Source organism: Pseudoxanthomonas sp. UC19_8, from assembly GCF_042700505.1.
In the GTDB taxonomy this organism is placed as follows: domain Bacteria; phylum Pseudomonadota; class Gammaproteobacteria; order Xanthomonadales; family Xanthomonadaceae; genus Pseudoxanthomonas_A; species Pseudoxanthomonas_A winnipegensis.
Genome location: NZ_CP170559.1, coordinates 2,213,340 through 2,236,287, shown reverse-complemented (window position 1 = coordinate 2,236,287; position 22,948 = coordinate 2,213,340). Strand labels below are relative to the sequence as shown.

At 69.0% G+C, this 22,948-nt stretch carries 19 protein-coding genes, 2 tRNA genes and 2 pseudogenes; 8 read left to right on the top strand and 15 right to left on the bottom strand.

Translation table 11 applies throughout. The features are described 5' to 3' along the window. Positions 1-153: 153 nt before the first annotated feature. The 3 genes from ACFJIT_RS09750 to ACFJIT_RS09740 form a co-directional block, all read right to left on the bottom strand. Positions 154-846 carry a hypothetical protein gene (locus ACFJIT_RS09750; RefSeq protein ID WP_379655752.1) on the bottom strand — a complete coding sequence of 231 codons (693 nt, stop codon included), beginning with the start codon at positions 844-846 and terminating at the stop codon, positions 154-156. A 17-nt stretch (positions 847-863) separates the two neighbouring features. Further along, positions 864-1,868 carry a transglutaminase family protein gene (locus ACFJIT_RS09745; protein ID WP_379653513.1) on the bottom strand — a complete coding sequence of 335 codons (1,005 nt, stop codon included), beginning with the start codon at positions 1,866-1,868 and terminating at the stop codon, positions 864-866. A 154-nt stretch (positions 1,869-2,022) separates the two neighbouring features. Further along, positions 2,023-2,634 (bottom strand): type 1 glutamine amidotransferase family protein, encoded by a 612-nt coding sequence (locus ACFJIT_RS09740; RefSeq protein WP_379653512.1) that lies wholly within the window; start codon positions 2,632-2,634, stop codon positions 2,023-2,025. A gap of 120 nt (positions 2,635-2,754) precedes the next feature. On the opposite strand from ACFJIT_RS09740, the gene ACFJIT_RS09735 reads away from it, so the two are divergent. The 3 genes from ACFJIT_RS09735 (at position 2,755) to ACFJIT_RS09725 (ending at position 4,882) form a co-directional block, all read left to right on the top strand. Further along, positions 2,755-3,321: a YqgE/AlgH family protein gene (locus ACFJIT_RS09735; RefSeq protein ID WP_130529401.1), complete on the top strand. Its 567-nt coding sequence runs from the start codon at positions 2,755-2,757 to the stop codon at positions 3,319-3,321. Positions 3,322-3,397: 76 nt separating this feature from the next. Beyond that, positions 3,398-3,847, top strand: coding sequence for a Holliday junction resolvase RuvX (gene ruvX, locus ACFJIT_RS09730; RefSeq protein WP_130519188.1), 450 nt, complete (start codon positions 3,398-3,400; stop codon positions 3,845-3,847). A gap of 93 nt (positions 3,848-3,940) precedes the next feature. After that, entirely contained in the window at positions 3,941-4,882 is a 942-nt protein-coding gene (locus ACFJIT_RS09725) for an aspartate carbamoyltransferase catalytic subunit (protein WP_130519186.1), read from the top strand. 52 nt (positions 4,883-4,934) lie between these two features. Here ACFJIT_RS09725 and ACFJIT_RS09720 read toward each other — a convergent pair whose 3' ends face one another. From ACFJIT_RS09720 to ACFJIT_RS09695, 6 genes are all read right to left on the bottom strand, one after another. Then, a complete protein-coding gene (locus ACFJIT_RS09720; RefSeq protein ID WP_130534803.1) occupies positions 4,935-5,591 on the bottom strand; it encodes a thiopurine S-methyltransferase in 657 nt (218 codons plus the stop codon). Next, on the bottom strand, positions 5,592-6,125 hold the full coding sequence (locus tag ACFJIT_RS09715; RefSeq protein WP_379653511.1) for a DinB family protein: 534 nt from the start codon (positions 6,123-6,125) through the stop codon (positions 5,592-5,594). It lies immediately after the preceding gene. A 51-nt stretch (positions 6,126-6,176) separates the two neighbouring features. Next, a complete protein-coding gene (gene parC, locus ACFJIT_RS09710; protein WP_379653510.1) occupies positions 6,177-8,423 on the bottom strand; it encodes a DNA topoisomerase IV subunit A in 2,247 nt (748 codons plus the stop codon). Positions 8,424-8,501: 78 nt separating this feature from the next. After that, complete coding sequence (locus ACFJIT_RS09705; protein WP_379655751.1) at positions 8,502-10,328, bottom strand: SLC13 family permease; 1,827 nt, start codon at positions 10,326-10,328, stop codon at positions 8,502-8,504. 156 nt (positions 10,329-10,484) lie between these two features. Next, positions 10,485-10,569: transfer RNA gene (locus tag ACFJIT_RS09700), tRNA-Leu, on the bottom strand. A 696-nt stretch (positions 10,570-11,265) separates the two neighbouring features. Further along, positions 11,266-11,350, bottom strand: a tRNA-Leu gene (locus ACFJIT_RS09695). 94 nt (positions 11,351-11,444) lie between these two features. Here ACFJIT_RS09695 and rnr point away from each other — a divergent pair. The 4 genes and pseudogenes from rnr (at position 11,445) to ACFJIT_RS09675 (ending at position 18,381) form a co-directional block, all read left to right on the top strand. After that, positions 11,445-13,987: pseudogene (rnr, locus tag ACFJIT_RS09690) on the top strand (ribonuclease R). A 15-nt stretch (positions 13,988-14,002) separates the two neighbouring features. Beyond that, positions 14,003-14,452, top strand: coding sequence for a GFA family protein (locus ACFJIT_RS09685; protein ID WP_286577235.1), 450 nt, complete (start codon positions 14,003-14,005; stop codon positions 14,450-14,452). Between the two features lie 142 nt (positions 14,453-14,594). Beyond that, complete coding sequence (gene rlmB / locus ACFJIT_RS09680) at positions 14,595-15,341, top strand: 23S rRNA (guanosine(2251)-2'-O)-methyltransferase RlmB (RefSeq protein WP_130529409.1); 747 nt, start codon at positions 14,595-14,597, stop codon at positions 15,339-15,341. 36 nt (positions 15,342-15,377) lie between these two features. Beyond that, positions 15,378-18,381, top strand: a pseudogene (locus ACFJIT_RS09675) (diguanylate cyclase). Between the two features lie 178 nt (positions 18,382-18,559). Here ACFJIT_RS09675 and ACFJIT_RS09670 read toward each other — a convergent pair. Beyond that, the gene (locus tag ACFJIT_RS09670; RefSeq protein WP_379653509.1) at positions 18,560-19,066 is read right to left on the bottom strand and encodes an O-acetyl-ADP-ribose deacetylase; all 507 of its coding nucleotides are present in this window, start codon (positions 19,064-19,066) and stop codon (positions 18,560-18,562) included. 47 nt (positions 19,067-19,113) lie between these two features. Continuing rightward, positions 19,114-19,656: a helix-turn-helix domain-containing protein gene (locus ACFJIT_RS09665; protein ID WP_379653508.1), complete on the bottom strand. Its 543-nt coding sequence runs from the start codon at positions 19,654-19,656 to the stop codon at positions 19,114-19,116. A gap of 99 nt (positions 19,657-19,755) precedes the next feature. Between ACFJIT_RS09665 and rhtA the strand changes: the two genes are divergently transcribed. Continuing rightward, entirely contained in the window at positions 19,756-20,646 is an 891-nt protein-coding gene (gene rhtA / locus ACFJIT_RS09660) for a threonine/homoserine exporter RhtA (RefSeq protein WP_130529417.1), read from the top strand. Between the two features lie 4 nt (positions 20,647-20,650). On the opposite strand, the gene ACFJIT_RS09655 is transcribed toward rhtA, so the two are convergent. From ACFJIT_RS09655 to phoU, 4 genes are all read right to left on the bottom strand, one after another. Further along, positions 20,651-20,992, bottom strand: coding sequence for a DUF6966 domain-containing protein (locus tag ACFJIT_RS09655; protein ID WP_130519163.1), 342 nt, complete (start codon positions 20,990-20,992; stop codon positions 20,651-20,653). Further along, a complete protein-coding gene (gene rnt / locus ACFJIT_RS09650; protein WP_340650129.1) occupies positions 20,992-21,651 on the bottom strand; it encodes a ribonuclease T in 660 nt (219 codons plus the stop codon). The genes ACFJIT_RS09655 and rnt overlap by 1 nt, the downstream gene beginning before the upstream one ends. A 117-nt stretch (positions 21,652-21,768) precedes the next feature. Then, positions 21,769-22,089 (bottom strand): RcnB family protein, encoded by a 321-nt coding sequence (locus ACFJIT_RS09645; protein ID WP_306992706.1) that lies wholly within the window; start codon positions 22,087-22,089, stop codon positions 21,769-21,771. A gap of 102 nt (positions 22,090-22,191) precedes the next feature. After that, on the bottom strand, positions 22,192-22,923 hold the full coding sequence (gene phoU / locus ACFJIT_RS09640) for a phosphate signaling complex protein PhoU (protein ID WP_130519159.1): 732 nt from the start codon (positions 22,921-22,923) through the stop codon (positions 22,192-22,194). Positions 22,924-22,948 lie beyond the last annotated feature (25 nt).

Sequence of the window (22,948 nt, the reverse complement as noted above, 5' to 3'; positions counted from 1 at the left end):
CGCAGTCATTCGGAAAGGAAAAGTGGCAGGGAAAATTGGACAGTCGTAACCGCAATTACTCCAAACAAAGAATGATCGCGCACATAGACCTAATGCTGATGCGGCCAGACCCAGCAAAAAGATTCTTTTAAACATGGTTATTTAGGATTGAGATCATTTCTCAAAATCTTTCTTTGGCAGAGGATTATCAGAGAGAGGAGTGCGAACTGGGGCTACTAATGGTTGCGCACCTACCGCCTGCAATAGACCATTTGCGTATGAGTTCGAGTTGTAGCCGGTCCCACCGGGCAACCCATAGGGAACATTGTCCTTGTAGTTGGCATCGGCAGAGAACAACGCACCGATAAACTGATCCTCATTCGTATACTGGCTGGGCATTGCCACAGGCAAGTCGTTTGAAGAAGGGTGTGTAGACCTTTCGGCATCGCTTGGACGGTTGTTATTGCTCACCAAGTTGACGGCGGTTGGGATCTTAATAATCGGTTGAATTGGGAAAATTAAAGAGCTTGGAAAAGCTACCGGATTACCCAGCTCCGGCCCAGCGCCAAAGGTTGTATATCGCTGTCCCGTTGCACTATCAGTCAAGAATCGCGGATCGTCTTTATACGCCGCCTGATTATCTGGCGTAACTCGAATTGAGAGGTGGTACGCGCCTGGCACCACTTGATGGTATTGTCCTTTGACTTCTCGTCCATCCGGATCGGTGAACTTGTAAGGGTTGTTGGCAGCATAGTGATAACGGTTAAACGTTATTGGGCTGTTAGGTTGCGCCTGAACTGGATCGACCGACAGCCAGCGGGCTTCTGCTACTCCCTTAGTCGTCATCAAGGCCACACCTAGTACCACAAGGCTCAAGTTCCGCATCATTGCCCCCTCCTCGCCTTTTCGTTCTGGATCGATTGCAGGTAGGCCGCATCCTGCTCGGGCGTCTTCTGTGCCCAGCCTAACGCTTCGGCTCTCTCAAACCAAGCTAGATTCTCCACGCTCAGCCGCTGAAAGTCGGATACCAGTTCCTTCGGGATATCTGCCGCATTGGGATACTTGCGCTGGTAGCGGGACTGGATCAACAGGTACGAGGCGTTGGCCTTCCAGATCATCGCTACTGTGTCCTTCGGATTGGCGATCAAGGCCAGGTCGGCCACCTCCATCAGGGCCGCTCCATTGCCTTCACGAGCGTAGTGCTCCATGAGTGTGTTGGCGATCACGCCGACGGCCTCATGCGGTCGCAGCGGGCGCAGGTAGATCTCGTTTTCGAGGGCGGTCTGGCTGATGCCCGTATCCCGAATATAGCTGTCGTCGCGCTTGTAGCCGCCGCCAGTTGCTTCCACGTTGATCCACATATGCAAGCTGTCGTCGGCGAACTTCGCCAGGACATGCTCAGGTGCCGTGGAGAGCGTGATGGTCAGGCCGAGACGCTGACCAAGGATCGCCACCAAGATGGGCATCGATACGCAGTTACCTTTGCGGGTCGCCAGATAGGTGGCTAGCCGTTTGTTGGCAGGCTGCTTGCCCAGCGGATCGTCCAGGTCATAGCGGAAGGGCTTGCCGTCATTCCATGAGCCGGGCTCATAAAGCGTCTTGAGCAGCGCATCGAGCACCTGACGGCCATTAGAGCCTGCTGGCACATTGGAGCGGACAGCACGCTCCCAGCGGTCGAGATCACGCCGAATGGCGGCCGTGTCGGTGCTGGGATCAATCAACTGGTCAACGACCAGCTTGGCTTCGACGAAGTTCACCTGCTCATCGGGCAAGGCGAACTGCGCCTTCAGGCTGGCAAGCGGATCTGAAGCAGCCGCAGCAGGCATTGCTGACGCAAGCAGAAGCGCTGCCAACCGTGCAAACCAGCGGTGGCAATTGGAATTCCCCATGCGTCCAAGCGTCCTGCCAATTGACTGAAGTTTTATTCCTGCCAACCGTATGTTGTCAAACCTGGAGAAGGCCGAATCCCACACGGGAGACCGATTCAGGTAGACAGGTAAAGTGGAGGAAACCTATGGACAGAAGCTCACAAGCTAGAAGTAGCTAGACTCCGTGGGCTACTAGAATCCGGTCCCCAGTTTTTTTGGCGAACTCCCCGGCGAACATCGCCTCCACGCCGGCGATGTCGTCCTCGCGCTCGGGATGCAGCAGGCGCAGGCAGGCCGTGGCGAAGTTGACCGGGCTGGTGCCCGGCGCGGTGACCACGCCGTCGGCGCTGACCACCTTCTCCGGGCGGTAATGGGCCTGCCCGGCATAGACCGGGCCCAGGCGCTCGGTCAGGAAGGCCAGCGCATTGCTGGTATGTGGCCGCGCGTCCAGCAGCCCGGCGTAGGCCAGGGCCAGGGTGGCTCCGCAGATCGCCGCGACCGGGCGCTGGGCGGCCACGCGCTCGCGCAGCAGGCCGCTCAGGCCGGGGATCTCGCCCGCCTGCCACTGGTCCGAACCGGGCAGGATCCACAGGTCGGCCTCCAGCGGCGCCAGGTCGGACAGGGCGAATTGCGGGACGATCTGCAGGCCGCCGATGCTGGTCACCGGCTTGCCGTCGATGCTGGCGCTGAGCACGGTATCGCCGAACCACGCCCGCGCCGCCGGCAGCACCACGCCGATCTCCCAGTCCGCCACGCCATCGACCATCACCACCGCGATCGTGCCCATTGCCGCCTGCGCTCCGTCATAAGGTTGGAGGCCGAGTGTGGCAGGGCCATGCAGGCACGCAAGTGACCGGCCCGCGCCGCGGCGGCGTGCGCCCGACAGGCGATGCCCTAGAATGGCCGCATGCCCCTGCAGACCGACACCCTGGCCAATCAGCTGCTGATCGCGCTCCCGGCGCTGGACGATCCGCATTTCGCGCGCAGCGTGGCGCTGATCTGCCAGCACGACGACGAGGGCGCCATGGGCGTGGTCGTCAACCGCGCCTCGGAATACACCCTGGGCGAGGTCCTGCAGCAGATGAACCTGCACACCAGCGACGAGGCGCTGCGCAACCGCGTGGTGCTGTACGGCGGCCCGGTGCATCCCGAGCGCGGCTTCGTCCTGCACGACGGCGGTGAGGACTGGGATTCGACCATGCAGATCGGCGCCGGCCTGTACCTGACCACCTCGCGCGACATCCTGGAGGCCATGGCCCGCGGCGACGGCCCGGCCCATGCCGTGGTCGCGCTGGGCTGCGCCGGCTGGGGCGCCGGGCAGCTGGAGTTCGAGCTGGGGGAGAACAGCTGGCTGACCGCACCGGCCGATGGCGAGCTGCTGTTCGACCTGCCGCTGGATCAGCGCTGGCAGGCCGCCGGCGGCCGCATCGGCGTGGACATGACCCGCATGACGGATTACAGCGGACACGCATGAAGACGGCGGCCGGACACCGTGCCGCAGGGCGCCGTCCGAGACCGGCGGCGCCGCACTTTCCGATCCCGGAGCGCCGATGAAGCTGGACGGCACCGTCCTGGGCTTCGACGTGGGCGCGCGCCGCATCGGCGTGGCCGTGGCCAGCGCCTTCGGCACCGGCGCGCGCGCGCTGGCCGTGGTCGATGTGCATCCGGGCGGGCCGGACTGGGCCGCCATCGACAAGCTGCGCGGCGAATGGCGCCCCGACGGCTTCGTGGTCGGCGACCCGATGACCCTGGACGGCGGCGACCAGCCGATCCGCAAGCGCGCCCAGGCCTTCGCCCGCGAGCTGCGCCAGCGCTACCAACTGCCGGTGGTACTGGTGGACGAGCGCTCCAGTTCGGTCGAGGCCGCGCAGCGCTTCGCGGTCGACCGCGCGCAGGGGCGCAAGCGCAAGCGCGACGCCGCGGCGCTGGACGCGGTGGCCGCGGCGGTCATCGTCGAGCGCTGGCTGGCCGCCCCGCAGGACGCCACGCATGTGCCATGAGCGACCGCGCGCGGGCAGGCGCGGTGCCGAACGCCCGATTCCTTCCCGCCGCGCGCCGCGCGCGCGGCTCCTTCGCCTCACCACGAGCACACCATGAGCCAACTGGATTCCAACGGACGCCTGCTGCACCTGCTGACCCTGGAGGGCCTGCCGAAGGACACGCTGTGCCGCATCCTCGACCGCGCCGGCATGATCCGCGACACCGCGCTGGGCCGCACGCACAAGCGCGACACGCTGGTCGGGCGCACGGTGTGCACGCTGTTCTTCGAGCCCTCCACGCGCACGCGCAGCTCGTTCCAGATCGCCGCCCAGCGCCTGGGCGCGGACGTGGTGAACTTCGACGCCTCGACCTCCTCGGCGCGCAAGGGTGAGACTGCGCTGGACACCTTGCGCAACCTGGAAGCGATGGGCGTGCGCGGCTTCGTGGTGCGCCATCCCGACGACGGCGCCGCGCAGATGCTGGCCGCGCACGCGCACGAGGGCACCACGGTGATCAACGCCGGCGACGGCCGCGCCGCGCATCCCACCCAGGGCCTGCTGGACGTGCTGACCATCCGCCAGGCCAAGGGCCCGGATTTCTCCAAACTCAAGATCGTGATGGTCGGCGACATCAAGCATTCGCGCGTGGCGCGCTCGGACCTGCATGCGCTGCGCACGCTCGGTGCCACCGACATCACCCTGTGCGCGCCGGACACGCTGCTGCCCGGCGGCGAGGTGTGCGACGGCTGCCGCACCACCGGCGATTTCGATGCCGCCCTGGAGGGCGCCGACGTGCTGATGATGCTGCGCCTGCAGCGCGAGCGCATGGAGGAAGGCCTGGTGACCTCGCTGGAGGATTACCACCGCGACTACGGCCTGACCGCCGCGCGCCTGAAGCGCGCCGCGCCCGAGGCGGTGGTGCTGCATCCGGGCCCGATCAACCGCGGCGTGGAGATCACCGACGAGGTGGCCGACGGCCCGCAGTCGCTGGTCCTGCGCCAGGTCGGCAACGGCGTGGCCATCCGCATGGCCGTGCTGGAGATGCTGCTGGGCTGAAGGCCCCAAGCGGTTTGACCGCGCGCGCCGCATGGCGCGCGCGGCCGGCGAATCAGCGCCGCTGCAGCCGATAGACCGTGGTGTGCAGCGCGGTCATGCCGTCGGCGGCGAAGCGCGGCTCATCGGCCAGGATCTCGCGCCGTTCCAGCGGCGCGATGGTCCAGTGCGCGGCATAGCGGGCCTGGACCTCGTCCGCATCGACCGAGAACGGCGGGCCGGCGCGCTCGTGCTGGGCGTATTCCAGCGTGATCAGCAGCGCCCGGCAGTGCGCCGGCAGGCGTCCGTAGACCTCGTCCACGTAGCGGGCCCGCAGCGGTTCGGGCAGGGCGATCAGCGCGGCGCGGTCGTAGACGCCGGCGCAGTCGGCCAGCAGTCCGGCATCGACATCGAACACGTCACCGCAGATCAGCTCGATGGCGCCGGCCGTGTAATGGGTGCCGTAGCGGGTGACGCGGGTCTGCGGCGTCAGCCCGTGCTCGGCGAAGAACTGCGCGACCGCCAGCGGCGACAGCTCCAGACCCAGCACACGGTGGCCCTGCGCGGCCAGCCAGGCCAGGTCCAGCGACTTGCCGCACAGCGGCACGAACACCTGGCTGCCGGCAGGCAGCTGCAGTGCCGGCCAGTGCTTTTCCAGCAGCGGCATCACCTTGTGCTGGTGGAAGGGGATCTGGTTGTCCTGCCATTTCTGAAGCCAGAAGTCCGGTTGCATTCAAAGCTCCTCGGTCGGCAGCGCGATCAGGTCGGTCGCGCCCACATCGATGCCCGCCTGGAACAGCAGCGTGCTGGCCTGGCCGCGATGATGCGTCTGATGGTTGAAGAAATGCAGGACCAGCTGCCGCCAGGGACGCGTGAACGTCTTGCCGGCCGTATTGCGATAGACCAACTCGCCCTCCAGCCGCGCCTCGGTGAGCGTGCCGGCCCACTGCGCGATGACCGCATCCAGCGCGGCCCGGTAGCGCTGCAGCTCGGCGAAGGAACCCGCCAGCTCCTGCCGAAGTGAGGTCGGCAGGGGAAAGGGCCGCAGCGCTTCGCGCAGCGCCGAGGCCGCCTCCGGCTGCGCGAAGCGGTGCAGCCAGATCGTGTCGCCCACGGCGATGTGGTTGAGCGTGGCCTGGATGGAGCCGAAGAAGGCGCCGCGATCCTGGCGCAGCGCCGCCTCCGGCAGCTGCGCCGCGGCCTCGTACATCCGCCGGTTCATCCAGCGGTTGTACGCGGCCATCAGGACGGCGACGTCTGGCGTCATGGCACGGGTCGCGTCGACGACAAACGCGCCGCTGCGCGCCGGGAAGGTGAACTACTGGACATCCAGGCCGTCCACCTTCTGCCAACCGCGCGGCAGCAACATCCCCCGTGTAGCACGCGTCCCGGTATACAGATCCAGGTCCTTGAACGACAGGGTCATGGTGCGCGCGCCGCTGTGCACGGCCAGCGTGCCGCCGGGGCCGATGGCGGCGATGGCGACCACGCGCTCGGTGGCCAGCTTGGCCTTGGGGATGTCGATCAGCTTGTTGCCCTTGCCCTTGTCCAGCTCGGGCAGGTCGCTGGCGGCGATCGCCAGCAGGTTGCCGGCGCTGGTCACCGCCACGATGCGGTCGGTGGCCGGGTTGGCCACCAGCGCCGGCTGCAGCACCTTGGCGTTGGGCGTGAGGTTGAACATCGCCTTGCCGGCCTTGTTGCGGCTGGTGAGGTTCTCGAAGCGGGTGACGAAGCCGTAGCCGTGCGAGGAGGCCAGCACGAAGCGGGTGTCGTTCTCGCCCGAGGCCAGCGCCTGGAACGAGGCGCCGGCCGCCGGCGAGAAGCGCCCGGTCAGCGGTTCGCCGTTGCCGCGCGCCGAGGGCAGGGTGTGCACCGCGGTCGAATACGCGCGCCCGGTCGAATCCAGGAACGCCACCTGATGGTTGCTGCGCGCGCGCACCGCCGCCAGCAGGCCATCGCCATCGCGATAGGACAGCTTGGCGGTGTCGATGTCGCCGCCCTTGGCCGCGCGCACCCAGCCCTTCTCCGAGACCACCACCGTCATCGCCTCGCTGGCGACCAGCTCGGTCTCGTCCAGCGCCTGCGCGGCCTGGCGGGCGATCAGCGGCGAGCGGCGCTCGTCGCCGAACTTCTTGGCATCGGCCAGCAGCTCGTCCTTGACCAGCTTCCTGAGCTTGGTCTTGGAATCCAGCGTGGCCAGCAGCTTCTCGCGCTCCTTGGTCAGCTCGTCCTGCTCGCCGCGGATCTTCATCTCCTCCAGGCGGGCCAGCTGGCGCAGGCGGGTTTCCAGGATGTAGTCGGCCTGGTCCTCGGACAGCGCGAAGCGCTGGATCAGCGCCGGCTTGGGCTCGTCCTCGCTGCGGATGATGCGGATGACCTCATCCAGGTTGAGGAAGGCGGTCAGCAGGCCTTCCAACAGGTGCAGGCGGCGCTCGACCTTCTCCAGGCGGTGCTTGAGGCGACGGGTGACCGTGTCGTAGCGGAAGCCCAGCCATTCGCTCAGCAGCGACTTGAGGTTCTTGACCTGCGGGCGACCGTCCAGGCCGATGATGTTGAGGTTGACCCGGTAGCTCTTCTCCAGGTCGGTGGTGGCGAACAGATGGCCCATCAGCTGGTCGGCATCGACGCGGTTGGAGCGCGGGATCAGCACCACGCGCACCGGGTTCTCGTGGTCGGACTCGTCGCGGATGTCCTCCAGCCAGGGCAGCTTCTTGGCGCGCATCTGCGCGGCGATCTGCTCGATCACCTTGGACGGGGAGACCTGGTAGGGCAGGGCGGTCACCACGATGTTGGCGTGCTCGCGGGTGAAGGTCGCCCGGGCGCGCACGCTGCCGTTGCCGGTCTCGTACATGGCGCGCAGGTCGGCCGGCGCGGTGATGATCTCGGCGGTGGTCGGGTAGTCCGGGCCGCGCACGTGCTCGCACAGGTCGGCCACGGTCGCGTCCGGGTCGTCGATCAGGCGGATCAGCGCGCTGACGATCTCGCCCAGATTGTGCGGCGGCACGTCGGTGGCCATGCCCACTGCGATGCCGGTGGTGCCGTTGAGCAGCAGGTGCGGCAGGCGCGCCGGCAGCCAGGTCGGCTCCTCCAGGGTGCCGTCGAAGTTGGTCGACCAGTCGGTGGTGCCCTGGCCCAGCTCGCCCAGCAGCACTTCGGCGATCGGGGTGAGTTTGGACTCGGTGTAGCGCATGGCCGCGAACGACTTGGGATCGTCGGACGAGCCGAAGTTGCCCTGGCCGTCGATCAGCGGGTAGCGGTAGGAGAACGGCTGGGCCATCAGCACCAGCGCCTCGTAGCAGGCCGAGTCGCCGTGCGGGTGGTATTTGCCGATGACATCGCCGACGGTGCGCGCCGACTTCTTCGGCTTGGCGGCGGCGCCCAGGCCGAGCTCGCTCATCGAATAGATGATGCGGCGCTGGACCGGCTTGAGCCCGTCGCCGATGAAGGGCAGGGCACGGTCCAGGACCACGTACATCGAGTAGTCCAGGTAGGCGCGTTCGGCGTACTCGCGCAGCGGGATCTGTTCGAATCCGTGGAAGGTGGGGCGGATGGCGTCGTCGGTCATGCGGCACTGCGGTTGAGGTGAACCCGCCGATTTTAGCCCCCCGCCCGTCGCAGTGCCCGCGACACGACGGGCCGAGCGTCAGCCGCCCCAGCCGAACGGCAGCAGCGGCCCGCCCAGCCACATCCAGCGCGCCATCCACGCCGTGGCCAGGGCGATCAGCGCGGTCAGGGGCGCGCCCACGCGCAGGAAGTCGCCGAAGGTGTACTGGCCCGGGTTGAGGATCAGCAGGTTGCCGTGGTGGCCGATCGGGGTCAGGAACGAGGCCACCGCGCCCATGGCGATGCAGATCACGAACGGGGTCGGCGGCTCGCCCAGCGCCTGGGCCATGGCCAGGGCGATGGGCGTGAGCAGCACGGTGGTGGCCGCATCGGAGAGGATCTGGGTCAGCAGCGCGGCACTGGCGAACATCACCAGCAGCAGGGTCAGCGCGCTCCAGTGCGCGGCATGGCGGCCGAGGATGTCGGCGAACCAGGCGGCCGTGCCGGTCTTCTCCATCGCCATGCCCAGCGGAATCACGCCGGCGATCATCACGTAGATGCGCACGTCGATTTCCTCGTAGGCGCGTTCCACGCCCACGCAGCGGGTGATGATCATGGCCACCGCGCCGGCCAGGAAGGCGATCTGCGGGGTGAGCCAGCCGGTGGCCGCGGCGGCCACCGAGGCCACCATGATCGCCAGGGCCAGCGGCGCGCGCCGGCGGCTGCGCTGATGCGCCTCGAACGGCATCAGCATCAGGAAGCCATGGTGCTGGGCCAGCTTGCCGAAGATGTTCTGCCGGCCCCACAGCACCAGCAGGTCGCCTTCCTCGAGCACCACCTCGGACAGCTCGCCGTGCAGCCAGCCCTCCTTGCGCCACAGGCCGACCACCACCACGCCCAGGGTATGCAGAAAGTCGATGCTGGCCACGCTGCGGCCGACGAACTCCGAATGCGGCGCCACCACCGCCTGCACGAGCTGTTCCTCGCCCAGCAGCTCGGTCTTGCGCGCATCCTCGCGCGGCTGCTCGCCGTACTTGACCACCGCGTGCAGCGACAGCCCGGGCTCGTCCTTGATCGAGGCGATCTCGTCGGGCGAGGCGCGCACCAGCAGCACGTCGCCGCGCTGCAGCGGGCTGTCGGCGCGCTGACGGGGCCGGCGCACGCCGTGGCGCAGCCAGTTCACCACCTGCAGGCGCTCGCCGAAGTGCGTGCGGAAGGACTCGTAGGTCTGGCCGATCCACGGCGAGTTCTCGTCCACCACCAGCTCGGTGTAGTAGCGCTCCAGGCGCATGTAGCTGTCGTTGCTGGACTCGCCGCTGCGCTTGGGCACCAGCCAGCGGCCCAGCAGCATGTAGACGGTGCCCAGCAGCACCAGCACCGCGCCGATCGGGGTGATGGCGAAGAACCCCAGCCCGTCCTGGCCCGAGCGCTTGAGCAGATCGTTGGCCAGCAGGAAGGCCGGCGCGCTGATCAGGGTCAGCGTGGTGCCCAGCGAGGCGGCCAGCGACATCGGCATCAGCAGGCGCGAGGCCGCCAGCTTCTGCTCGCGCGCCAGCCGCATCAGGATCGGCAGCATCATCGCGGTGACCATCAGATGGTGCGAGAACGCGGCCAGCGCCGCGGTGGCCGGCATCACCACCGCGATGGTGCGCCACTCGCTGCCACCGGCGGCCCGGCCGATGGCCTGGCCGATGCGGTCGGTGATGCCGGTGGCGGCCAGGCCCGCCGAGAGCACGAACACCGCGGCCACGATGATCGCCGGCTCGCTGGAGAAGCCCGACAGCGCCTCGCGCGGGTTGAGGATGCCGGTCAGCGTCAGGGCCAGCATCGCCAGCATCGCCACCAGATCCACGCGCAGCTTCTCGCTGACGAACAGCGCCAGCGTCACCGCCAGGATGACCAGGAAGAGCAGCTGCTGAGGTTCCAGTGACACGCGATGGCTCCGGGAAGGGCGCGCGCCAGCTTAAGCCCGGGCCTCCACGCGCACGGTGTAGGCGCCTGGGCCTGAAGCGGCGCGCCGCGGTGGCAACAAAAAACCCCGCGCTGGCGGGGTTTGATGTGAGGCAGTGGCCTGCCGATCCGTTGGTGCCCAGGAGAGGACTCGAACCTCCACGGTTTTACCCGCTAGTACCTGAAACTAGTGCGTCTACCAATTCCGCCACCTGGGCAACGGGGCGCGCATTCTGCGGTCAGGGCGGGGCGCACGTCAACAGGTTTTGCGCATCGCATCGCGCGCGCGGGCAGGAAGATCGGAAAGTCGCTTCGCCGGAGTGCGGCGACGCGGACCTGTTGATGCGCTTGCGGCCGGTGAGCTCGCTTCGTTTACCAACCTCGGCCCGGCCTGGTCGAGGCTCTACAGCGCAGAGATCAGGACTCCGCTCGACCGGAGGCATTGAGCAAGCGCTCTGCCCCCTCCCTTTCGCCGAAGGCGAAGGGGAGGGCCGGGGTGGGGTGCTGTTGCTCTTGCTCTTGCTTCTGTGGCTTGCCCGGTAAAGCTCCGACCCCTCCCCATCCCTCCCCTGCGCTGCGCGCAAGGGAGGGGGCCTCAAGTCGAAGCCATCCCGTCACTGATCGCGCTCTGCGCAAAGGCGAGGGGCTCGACGACCGCACAAACCTAAAGCCCTGCGACCTGACGCACGAGGCAGCGGTCCGGCAGGCGGGGGCCGCGCCTAGCGAGGCAGGACGCCGAGCGCCCGAATCAGGGCAGGATGCCCTGATTGAGGGAAAAGCGGCCCCCGCCCGCCGGACCGCTGCCCTTCCGAAGCCAAGAAAGCCCGCGCGCCACGACTCTCTCGCCAAGGAAAGAACAACAAAAAACCCCGCGCTGGCGGGGTTTGATGTTTGGCAGTGGCCTGCCGATCCGTTGGTGCCCAGGAGAGGACTCGAACCTCCACGGTTTTACCCGCTAGTACCTGAAACTAGTGCGTCTACCAATTCCGCCACCTGGGCAACGGGGCGCGTATGGTGCGGTGAACGGCGAGGATTGTCAACGCGGCGGACGTGCCAGGCCGGAAGCGCGGGCCTTGGGGTGTACCATGCGCGCATGACCAAAAAAACTGGATCGGGCGGACGCAACCCCCCATCGGGCAAGGCTTCGCCTTCCAAATCACGTAATGCCGCCGGCGGCGGAAAGAAGCCCGCCGGCAAGTCGCTCCCCCCTGGATGCCGCAACTGCCCGACGCGCCCGCCCCGGCGCGCCCCGGCAAGAGTGCGCCCGGCGGGCGCCGCGGCGGCGATGACCGGCCGCGCGATGCGGGGCCGCGTCCGTTCGAACGCCGCCCGCGCGGTCCACGCGTGGTGGTGCCCGCGCAGGGCGCGGGCCACGCCGGCTTCGTCGACCCCCATGCCGCCCGCGAGGCCGAGCGCTACGCCCAGCCCATCGCCAGCCGCGAAGTGATCCTGGGCACGCTGGCCGCCAGCGAAGGCCCGCTCACCGCCGAGGAAGTGGCGGCCAAGCTCGACCTGACCGCGCCGGACCGCTTCGAGGCATTGAGCAAGCGCCTCAATGCGATGGTCCGCGACGGCCAGCTGCTGCTCAACCGCCGCGGCGGTTACGCGCCGGCCGAGCAGATGGATCTGGTGCCGGGCGTGGTGATCGCCAACCCGGAAGGCTTCGGCTTCCTGCGGCCCGAGGCGGGCGGCGACGACCTGTTCCTGCCGCCGTTCGAGATGCGCAAGGTCATGCACGGCGACCGCGTGCTGGCCAGCGTCACCGGCATGGACCGGCGCGGCCGCCGCGAGGGCGCGATCGTGGAAGTGCTCGAGCGCCGCGTGCACCGGCTGATCGGCCGCTTCGCGATCGAGGCGGGCGTGAGCTTCGTGGTGCCCGACGACAAGCGCATGCAGCGCAACGTGATGATCCCGCCCGACGCGCGCGGCGAAGCGCGCGACGGCCAGCTGGTCGTGTGCGAGCTGACCCATGCGCCGGACGGGCGCCGCGAGCCGATCGGCAAGATCATCGCCGTGCTCGGCGACAAGCTCACCCCCTCGCTGGTGGTGGAGACCGCCATCCACGGTCACGAGCTGCCTTACGAGTTCCCGCAGGCCGTGCTGGACGAGGCCGCCGCGGTGCCGCTGAAGGTCGAGCCGTCGATGATCGGCGGACGCGTGGACCTGCGCGACATGCCGCTGGTGACCATCGACGGCGCCGACGCCAAGGACTTCGACGACGCGGTCTACTGCGAGTCCAACCGCAAGGGCCTGCGCATCAGCAACCGCTCCGGCTACCGGCTGGTGGTGGCCATCGCCGACGTGTCGCACTACGTGCGCCCGGGCACCCCGCTGGACGAGGAGGCGCAGCTGCGCGCGACCTCGGTGTACTTCCCCGGCTTCGTGGTGCCGATGCTGCCGGAGACCCTGTCCAACGGCATCTGCTCGCTCAATCCCAACGTGGACCGCATGTGCTTCGTGTGCGACATGCAGGTCAACAAGAACGGCGAGGTCACCGAGTCGAAGTTCTACGAGGCGGTGATGCGCTCGCATGCGCGCCTGACCTACGACCAGGTGTGGAAGGCGGTGGGCGAGGACGACGCCGAGGCGCAGGCCCAGATCGGCCCGGCCATCCTGCCGCACGTGCAGCGCCTGCACGCCCTGTACGGCCTGCTGGCCAAGGCGCGGCAGAAGCGCGGCGCGATCGAGTTCGAGACCAGCGAAGTGCGCTTCGTCCTGGACAACAAGGGTGAGGTCACCCAGGCCGGCATGCAGGTGCGCAACGACGCGCACAAGCTGATCGAGGAATGCATGATCGCGGCCAACGTGCAGGCCGCGCGCTATCTGCTGGCCAAGGGCGTGCCGGCGCCGTACCGCGTGCATGAGCGCCCGCCGGAGTCCAAGTACGCCGACCTGCTGGAGTTCCTCAAGGAATTCAAGCTGTCCATGCCGCCGTGGAGCAAGGTCGAGCCGCGCGATTTCACCGCGCTGCTGCACAAGATCCGCCAGCGCCCGGACGTGGCCCTGCTGGAGTCGGTGGTGCTGCGCAGCCAGAGCCTGGCGGTGTACACGCCGGACAACGCCGGCCACTTCGGCCTGGCGCTGGACGCCTATGCGCACTTCACCTCGCCGATCCGCCGCTACCCGGACCTGCTGGTCCACCGCGCGATCAAGCACGCCCTCAGCGGCAAGCCGGTGGAGAAGTTCCAGTACAGCCCGCGCGAGATGGCCGCGCTGTCGCTGCAGTGTTCCGAGCGTGCGCGCCGTGCCGACGAGGCCGAGCGCGAGGTCGACGAGCGCTACCGCGCCGCCTGGATGGAGCAGCATGTCGGCGGCATCTTCGACGGGGTGATCAGCGGGGTGACCAGCTTCGGGCTGTTCGTCGAGCTCAACCAGTCCAAGGTCAACGGCCTGGTCCACGTGACCCAGCTGCCGCACGACTATTACCACTTCGACCCGATCCGCAAGACGCTCTCCGGCGAGCGCCGCGGCATGGAGTTCCGCCTGGGCGACGCGGTCCAGGTGCAGGTCATGAAGGCCAGCATGGAGGAGCGCAAGATCGACTTCAGGCTGGTCGAGCAGCGCCAGGACGGGGCCGCCGCGGACGAGCAGCCGCCGCAGGCCTTCCCGGCCAAGCGCAAGAAGCAGAAGTACTGAGCGAGGCGGCGGACGATGGGCGAGTACAGCGGCGGATGTCAGTGCGGGGCGGTGCGCTTTCGCGTCAGCGGGACGCTGGACGACGCCTCGATCTGCCACTGCCGCATGTGCCAGAAGGCCTTCGGCGCGTACTACGCGCCGCTGGTGTCCACCCGCGGCGCCACCCTGGAGTGGACGCGCGGCCAGCCCACGCGCTTTGCCTCCTCCAATCTGGTGGAGCGCGGCTTCTGCAACCAGTGCGGCACCCCGCTGACCTACGAGGCGCCCGACGGCGTGGCGCTGGCGGCCGGCGCGTTCGACACCCCGGCGCTGTTTCCCCCGCACATCCAGTACGGCGTGGAGGGGCGGCTGCCGTTCACCGACACGCTGGCGGCGCTGCCGACGCGCCGCACCGAGCAGGACAGCGCCGCGCTGGAATTCCTCTCCCGCATCGTCTCCTTCCAGCATCCCGACCGCGACACCTGACGAGGCGAAATCGTCTTCTGGATTCGGGAACAATCGCGCGGTGCCGACGGTCCGTCCTCGGTGGCGCCACGGTCTTCCGCCCGCCCAGGTCCCACGCCCCGCCTTCCCCTTCAAGAAAGCCGATTTCCCAAGACTTTCCCTCATGAGCAAACAGAACCAATGGATCGTCGGCGTCAACGCCGTCGCCTCCGCGATCGACAACGATGCCGACCACGTGCGCGAAGTGCTGATCGACGGCAGCAGCAAGAACGCGCGCCTGACCGAGATCGAGGAGAACGCGCGCCGCAAGGGCATCGACGTGCGTCGCGTCACCACCCAGGCGCTGGACGGCGTCGGCGGCCAGGTGCGCCACCAGGGCGTGGCCGCGCGTTACGCCGCCGCGCGCACCTGGGACGAGGGCGAGCTGGCCGGCCTGATCGAAGGCGCGCAGGGCCGCGCGCTGCTGCTGGTGCTCGACGGCGTGCAGGACCCGCACAACCTCGGCGCCTGCCTGCGCAGCGCCGCGGCCGCCGGCGTCACCGCGGTGGTCATCCCCAAGGACAAGTCGGTGGGCCTGAACGCCACCGTGCGCAAGACCTCGGCCGGGGCCGCCGACCGCATCCCGGTGATCGCCGTGACCAACCTGGCGCGCACCCTGCGCGAGATCCAGAAGGCCGGCGTGTGGATCTACGGCCTGGCCGGCGAGGCGGACAACTCGCTCTACGCCCTGGACCTCACCGGCAACATCGCCCTGGTGCTGGGCGGCGAGGGCGATGGCATGCGCCGGCTCACGCGCGAGCACTGCGACGGGCTGGTCAAGATCCCGATGCCGGGCGATATCGAAAGCCTCAACGTCTCGGTCGCCACCGGGGTGACCCTGTTCGAGGCCGTGCGCCAGCGCGGCCTTTGAGGCGGGCGAAGGGGGTCACGTGCGGCAGGGGGCGGCATGACGCGGACGCATCGGCATCGCGCTGCATGGCGACGGGCGTGGGCGCTGCTGTGGCTGTGCGTGTTGCTGACGCCGGCCGCGTCGGCCCTGGCCGCCGCCTCGCTGTCGCCGGCGCCGCCGCTGCGCGATTACGCCATCGACCTGTGGACCTCGCGCGAGGGCCTGCCGCACAACTCGATCCGCGACATCGCCCAGACCCCGGACGGCTATCTGTGGTTCGGCACCTGGGAAGGGCTGACGCGCTACAACGGCCTGGACTTCACCACCTTCGACCGCGGCACCCGGCCGGCGCTGGCCGACAACGGCATCGGCGCGCTGTACGTCTCGCCGGACGGCGCGCTGTGGCTGAGCGATTCGCGCGGCAACATCAGCCGCTACGGCACCGATGGCACGTTCAAGATCTGGCCACGGCCGGCCGATGCGCCGGCCGTGCTGCTGCCGGCCATGACCATGGACCGCCACGGCCGGCTGTGGATGCTGTTCGAGGGCCGGGGCCTTGCCTGCCTGGAGCCGGACGGCCGCTACCGCTACGAGACGCCGGGGCCGGATTCGCCGCTGCGCACCGCCTATGCGCACCTGGCCGTCGATGCGCAGGATCGCGTCCTGGTCGGCAGCACCGAGGGCCTGCTGCGGCGCGATGACGACGGCACCCTGCACAACGTCTCCCAGGAGGCCGGCCTGCCGCCCGGCGCGGCCTGGCCCTACCCTGGCGCCGGACGGCGCGCTGTGGGTGGTGGCGCAGGACCATCTGTACCGCATGGAGGGCCAGGGCCTGGTGCTGCGCCATGTGCTGCCCAAGGTCGGGCGCCCCAGTTCGATGCTGCAGGACCGGCGCGGCGAGCTGTGGATCGGCACCGAAGGCGGCGAGGTGCTGCGCATCGGGCGCAACGGCGTGGAGACGCTGACCTCGGCCTGGCCGCTGCCGGGCGGCCGGATCACCGCGCTGAAGGAAGACGCCGAGGGCAGCCTGTGGATCGGTGCCAACGGCGGCCTGTTCCGCCTGCACGAGACGCTGTTCTCCAACATCACCAAGCGCCACGGCCTGGACTCGGACTACGTGCGCGCGCTGCTGGAGGCGCCCGATGGCGCGATGTGGGTAGGCCATCCGCTGGGCCTGCAGCGGATCAGCGCCGACCGCCACGTCACGCCCGTGGCCCTGCCCACGCAGACCGGCAAGCCGCCCTCGGTGCTGAGCCTGGCGCGCCAGCGCGACGGCACGCTGTGGGTGGGCACGGCCAGCGACGGCGTGTACCGCGTGCCGCTCCAGGGCGCGGTCACCCGCTACGGGACCGAGCAAGGCGTGCCGCAGGGCACCGTGCGCGCGATCAGCGTCGGCCCGGACGATGTGGTGTGGCTGGCCACCCAGCGCGGCCTTGCCTATATCGACGGCGCACGCGCGGTGCGGCCGCAGGTGCCCGGCCTGCCCAGCGGCCTGATCACCTCGGTCTACAGCGAGCCCGGCGCGGTCTGGATCGGCACCCTGGAAGGCGCGCTGGTGCTGCGCGGCACCCAGGTGCAGCCCCTGCCGCTGGAAGGCCTGGGCGGGGCGCGCACGGTGTTCGGCTTCATCCGCCTGGGCGATGCGGTGTGGATCACCACCGATCGCGGCCTGTACCGCGTGCGCGGCGGCAAGCTGGCGCGCGTGGGCCGCGAGCAGGGCATGCCGGTGGACACGGTGTTCGAGCTGCGGCCCGACCAGGCCGGCCACCTGTGGATCACCAGCAACCGCGGCGTGCTGTACACCGACCTGGCCAGCCTGGACCGCGTCGCCGACGGCCTGCAGCCACGCGTGGTGCTGACCAGCTTCAACGAGATGGACGGCATGGCCAATTCGCAGGCCAACGGCAGCTCGGGGCCGACCGCCGTGGTGCGCGGCGACGGCACGGTGTGGATCGCCACGGCCGGCGGGGTGACCATCGTCGATCCGGCGCGCATGCAGTGGTTCCGCGACCGGCCCGCGCCGCCGGTGGTGATCGACGAGGTGCAGCGCGACGGCGCGCCGCTGGCCTGGCGCACCGAGCAGCCGCTGCGCCTCAACGGCGACCAGCGCCTGACGGTCAGCTATGTCGGCCTGAGCTATCTGCTGCCCGAGCGCACCGAGTACCGCACCAAGCTCGACGGCCTGGACGGCGACTGGGTGCGGCGCGGCCATCAGCGCAGCATCGAACTGGCGCGCCTGCCGCCCGGCGATTACACCTTGCGCGTGTCCGCCGCGCATCCGGACGGGGCGTGGAGCGCGCGGCAGGCGGTGCTGCACTTCACCGTCGAGCCCTTCGTGTGGCAGCGCCACGGCGTGCAGTTCGGCGCGATCGCGCTGCTGGTGCTGGTGCTGTTCGGCCTGTACCGGTATCGGGTGCACTGGTATCGCCACCGCACCGAGCGCCTGGCCGGGCTGGTCGATGCGCGCACCCGCGACCTGCAGGCCCAGGCGCAGCGCCTGCGCCTGGCCGACCAGGAGAAGACCGACCTGCTGGAGCAGCTGCGTGCGCAGGCCGAGGCCTTCGAACGTCAGGCGCGCGAGGACGTGCTGACCGCCCTGCCCAATCGTCGCGCGTTCGAGGAGCGGCTGGCGCAGGAGATGGCCCGGGCCCGGCGCAGCGGCCAACCGCTGTGCCTGGCGATGCTCGACGTGGACCACTTCAAGCGGGTCAACGACCAGTACTCGCATACCGTCGGCGATGCGGTCCTGCGCGAGGTCGGCCAGGTGCTGGCCGCGCAGCAGCGCGAGGCCGACATGGCCGCGCGCAGCGGCGGCGAGGAGTTCTGCCTGCTGTTCACCGACACCGCGCTGGAACAGGCCGCGCTGGCCTGCGAGCGGCTGCGCGCGCTGTTCCATGCGCGCCGCGACTGGGGCGGGATCGCCGGCCTGGCCATCACCTTCAGCGCCGGGCTGGTGGTGCTGGAGCCCGGGGATGCCGCGCCGGCCGCGCTCTATCAGCGCGCCGATCGCCTGATGTATCGCGCCAAGCGCAATGGGCGCGACCGGATCGAGCACGATTGAGTGCTTGGGGGTGTGGGGTTGGGGTTGAGGGCGGCCTTGTGAGCGTCCTTCGTTCCCGCGAAAGCGGGAACACCGCGACTTTGATTCCTTGCGCGAACGTCCATGGATTCCCGCTTTCGCGGGAATGGCGATGGGTGGTGTGTTGCGGGCCTAGCGCTGGTCGCCGCAAGGACCATCGCTAGCGCAGCAGCGCTTCGTACAGGGCCAGGTCTTCCTGCGAGAAGCAGCAGAACAGCACCTCGCGCAGGCTCGGATACGCGACAGCCTCGGCGCGCACGGTCTCCACGGCGATCTTGGCCGCGGGCGCCGGCGGGAAGCCGTAGATGCCGGTGCTGATGCAGGGAAAGGCGAGGCTGGCCAGGTCGCGTTCGCCGGCCAGGCGCAGGCTGTTGCGGTAGCAGTCGGCCAGCAGCGCGGCCTCGCCATGCTCGCCGCCGCGCCAGACCGGCCCGACGGTGTGGATCACGTAGCGCGCCGGCAGGCGATAGCCGGCGGTGATGCGCGCCTGCCCGGTCTGGCAGCCACCGAGCAGCCGGCACGCGGCCACCAGCTCCGGGCCGGCGGCGCGATGGATGGCGCCATCGACGCCGCCACCGCCGAGCAGGCTGCTGTTGGCGGCATTGACGATGGCATCGACGTTGAGCGTGGTGATGTCGGCGCGGAGGGCACGGAGTTCGGGTGGCATGGGAGCAGCCTGCGACGGCGCGCGTGGCCTGGGTGCGAAGAAGGCCGTCAGTACACCACGTTGCGCACCAGCCGCAGCGGTGCGTCGCCATCGTTGCGGTAGGCGTAGTCGCCGGCATCGCTGGCGAACATCAGGTGTTCGCCAGCGGCGAACTGGCGCAGGCCGTGGACGCTCTCCAGCGTCAGCGTGCCTTCGATCACCAGCAGCAGCTCGCGCCAGCCGGCCGGATCGGCCTGCGAGGCATAGCGCTCGCCCGGCATCAGCGTCCACTGCCACAGTTCGACCTGATGGCCCGCCGGCACGCTGGACAGCATCACGCCGCGCGAGGCGGGGTCGCGTCCGCGCCAGGCCAGCGCATCCACGCGCGTCGGGTCGTCGATCGCCGCGGACTTGAGCAGGTCGGCGAACTGCACGTTCAGCGCCGCGGCCAAGCGGTCCAGGGTGTTGAGGCTGACGTTGGCATCGCCCGATTCGATCGCCACCAGCATCCGCCGGCTGACCTGGGCGGCCTCGGCCAGCGCCTGCTGGCTCAGGCCGGCCTGCTGGCGCAGGCGGCGCAGATTGCCCGCCACGTGTTCGAGCACGCTCATCGCGCCTCCGTCCGGTTGCGCACTATATTGCGCGTCATTAGACTGACCATCCTGCGCAATATAGTGCGCAGCCTCGCGCTCATCCACTGCAGGCTCTTCGTGTCCGCCTCGTCCCCCTCGCTGAAGTCCTCGGTGCTGTTCCCGGTGCTGCTGTTGCTGGCCTCGATGGTGTCCATCCAGGCCGGCGCGAGCCTGGCCAAGACGCTGTTCCCGGTGGTCGGCGCCACCGGCGCGACCGCGCTGCGGCTCGGCTTCGGCACGGTGCTGCTGTGGATCGCCTTCCGGCCCTGGACGCTGCCCTGGCGCGCGCTGCCGTGGAAGATGCTGATCGGCTACGGCGTGTCGCTGGGCACGATGAATACCTTGTTCTATCTCGCCCTGCAGACCGTGCCGCTGGGCCTGGCGGTGGCGCTGGAGTTCACCGGCCCTCTGGCGCTGGCGCTGCTGGGCTCGCGCCGCGCGCTGGATCTGGTGTGGGCGCTGCTGGCCGCGCTCGGCCTGGTGCTGCTGGTGCCGTGGCCGGGTCGCGACGCCGCGCTGGATCCGTTCGGCGTGGCCTGCGCGGTCGGTGCCGGCGTGTGCTGGGCGCTGTACATCGTCTTCGGGCAGAAGGCCGGCGCCGGGCATGGCCCGCGCATGGTCGCGCTGGGCTCGTCCATCGCCGCGATGGTGGCCGTGCCCTGGGGCGTGATTCACGCCGGTAGCGCGCTGCTGGCGCCGGCGCTGCTGCCGGCGGCGCTGGGCGTGGCGGTGCTGTCGATGGCGCTGCCGTACTCGCTGGAGATGATGGCGCTCACCCGCCTGCCCACGCGCACTTTCGGCATGCTGATGAGTCTGGAGCCGGCCATCGGCGCCCTGTGCGGACTGGCGTTCCTGCACGAGCGCCTGTCGGGCCTGCAGTGGCTGGCGATCGCCGCGGTGATCGTGGCCTCGGCCGGGGCCACGCTGGGCGCCCGGACCCCGCCGCCTGCGGCGCCGCTGCCGGACTAGGGGCTCAGGCGCGCCGCCGCCGGATCTGTTGCGCCAGCTCCCAGGCGCGGCCGCGCAAGTCGTCCAACCGCTCATTGAGTGCGGCGTAGCCCGGTTTCCAGGCGAAGCGTCCGTCCTGGTACGACTGGCCGAGGATCAGGTCGTTGAACGATCCCATGCCGCCGTAGGCGCCGAGCAGGTCGTCCGCGCCGCGATCATCGCCTTGCGCCAGGCGGGACTTCGCGCGCCGCATCCATGCGCTCCAGTGGGTATCGCCGTCCTGTTCGAGCACCTGGATCAATGCGTCCAGCACATCGATGAGCGGCTGTAGCGAGGCGTCAGCCGGCGGCGGGACTTCGCGCGTCATTATTCGGACGCGGCCTGCATTCGCGGCCACTGGTTGGCGATGTTGCAGAACAGCCGCGCGGTCTGCTCGACGTCGTAGACGGCCGAATGCGCCTCGTCGGCGTTCCAGTGCATGCCGGCCGCCTGCACCGCGCGCGCCAGCACCGTCTGCCCGTAGGCCAGCCCGCCCAGGGTGACCGTGTCGAACACGCTGAAGGGATGGAACGGATTGCGCTTGTGCTGAGTGCGCGCCACCGCGGCATTGAGGAAGTGCAGGTCGAAATGCGCGTTGTGCCCGACCAGGATCGCGCGCTGGCAGTTGTGCTTCTTCACCGCAGCCCGTATCGGCGCGAAGATGTGGTCCAGCGCTTCCTTCTCGGGCTTGGCCAGGCGGAAGGGATGGTCGAGCACGATGCCGGTGACCTCCAGCGACTTGGGGTCGATCTCCAGCCCCGGCGCCGGCTCCAGATGCACGCAGGCGGTGTCGCCCAGCACGAAGCGGCCGGCCTCATCCAGGTCCAGGGGCACGGCGGCGATCTCCAGCAGCGCGTGGCGGTTCCAGTCGAAGCCGCCGGTCTCCACGTCCACCACCACCGGCAGGAAGCCGCGGAAACGGCGTGCCATCGGGGTGAAGGGGGGGGCGGTGGGATTCGGCGATAGCGGGGTGGGGGCGTCGTGCATCGCGAAAGCCTAGCAGACAGGCCTCGCGCGTCCGCCCGCGCAAGGCGCTCGCGACCATGAAAAAGGGACGCGTCGTTGCCGGCGCGTCCCTTTCGATCGCCGCATGACGCCATTGGGTCAGTGACTGGCCGCGATCACGCTGGTGATGATGCCAGTGGCCACGGCCACCAGTACATAGTCGTTGTCGACGCGGCGCCACTGGTGACCGCGCGGCGGCGGAGGCAGGTGGTGAATGCGATAGTCGCGGACGTAGACGCCGCGGTGATCGTGGCCCAGATGCTCGCCACGGCTCCAGTGATGCGGGGCATCGTGATGGCGCGCCGGCGGCGGCGGACCGCGACGGTCGTCATGGCGATCGTCATGATGCTGCGGAGCGGCCATTGCGGTGCCGCTCGCGGCCAGCGACAGGGCCAGGAAGAGGGTGGACAAGCGTTTCATGGCGTTCTCCTTTGCAGGGGGCCCGATCTCCGGGCTCGCGTGCAGCCTGCGCTGGCGAATATGAATACGCTGAAAATTTTCGTTACATCCCGCACTCAGGAGTCAGGATTGCGAAAGCCCGCCTGACGGGATATTGGTGGTCGAGGTCTCGTCGCGCTTGTCGCGCGGCGGCAGCGGATGATCGCCCTGTACCAGGAACCACACGTTCTCGGCGATGTTGGTGGCGTGGTCGCCGATGCGCTCGAGGTTCTTGGCCATGAACAGCAGATGCGTGCACGGGGTGATGTTGCGCGCGTCTTCCATCATGTAGGTCAGCAGCTCGCGGAACAGCGAGGTATACATCGCGTCCAGCTCGGCGTCGCGGTCGCGCACTTCCAGCGCCAGCTGCGCGTCCTGGTCGCGGTAGGCGGCCATGGCGTCGCGCACCAGCTCGGCGGCCAGCTGGCCCAGCGAGCGCAGGCCCGTGGCGTGCGGCACCGGCGGCAGCATGTTCAGCGCCATCGAGCGCTTGGCCACGTTGGAGGCGTAGTCGCCGATACGCTCGATGTCGTTGGGGATGCGCAGCGCGGCCAGGATCACGCGCAGATCGCGCGCCATCGGTCCGCGCAGGGCCAGCTGCATCACGTCGTGGCTGACCTTGTCCTCCAGCGTGTCGATGGCCTCGTCGTTGGCGATGATGCGTTCGGCGGCGCGGTCGTCGCGGCGCTCGACCACGTCCAGCGCCGCTTCCAGCTGGGCCACGGCGATCTCGCCCATGTGCAGGATCTCGGCCGCGATGCGGCGCTGCTCCTCGTCGTAGCTCTTGACGATGTGGTCGTGCGGGAAGTTGTTCATGGGCGCGGGAAATGAGTGGAGAGGA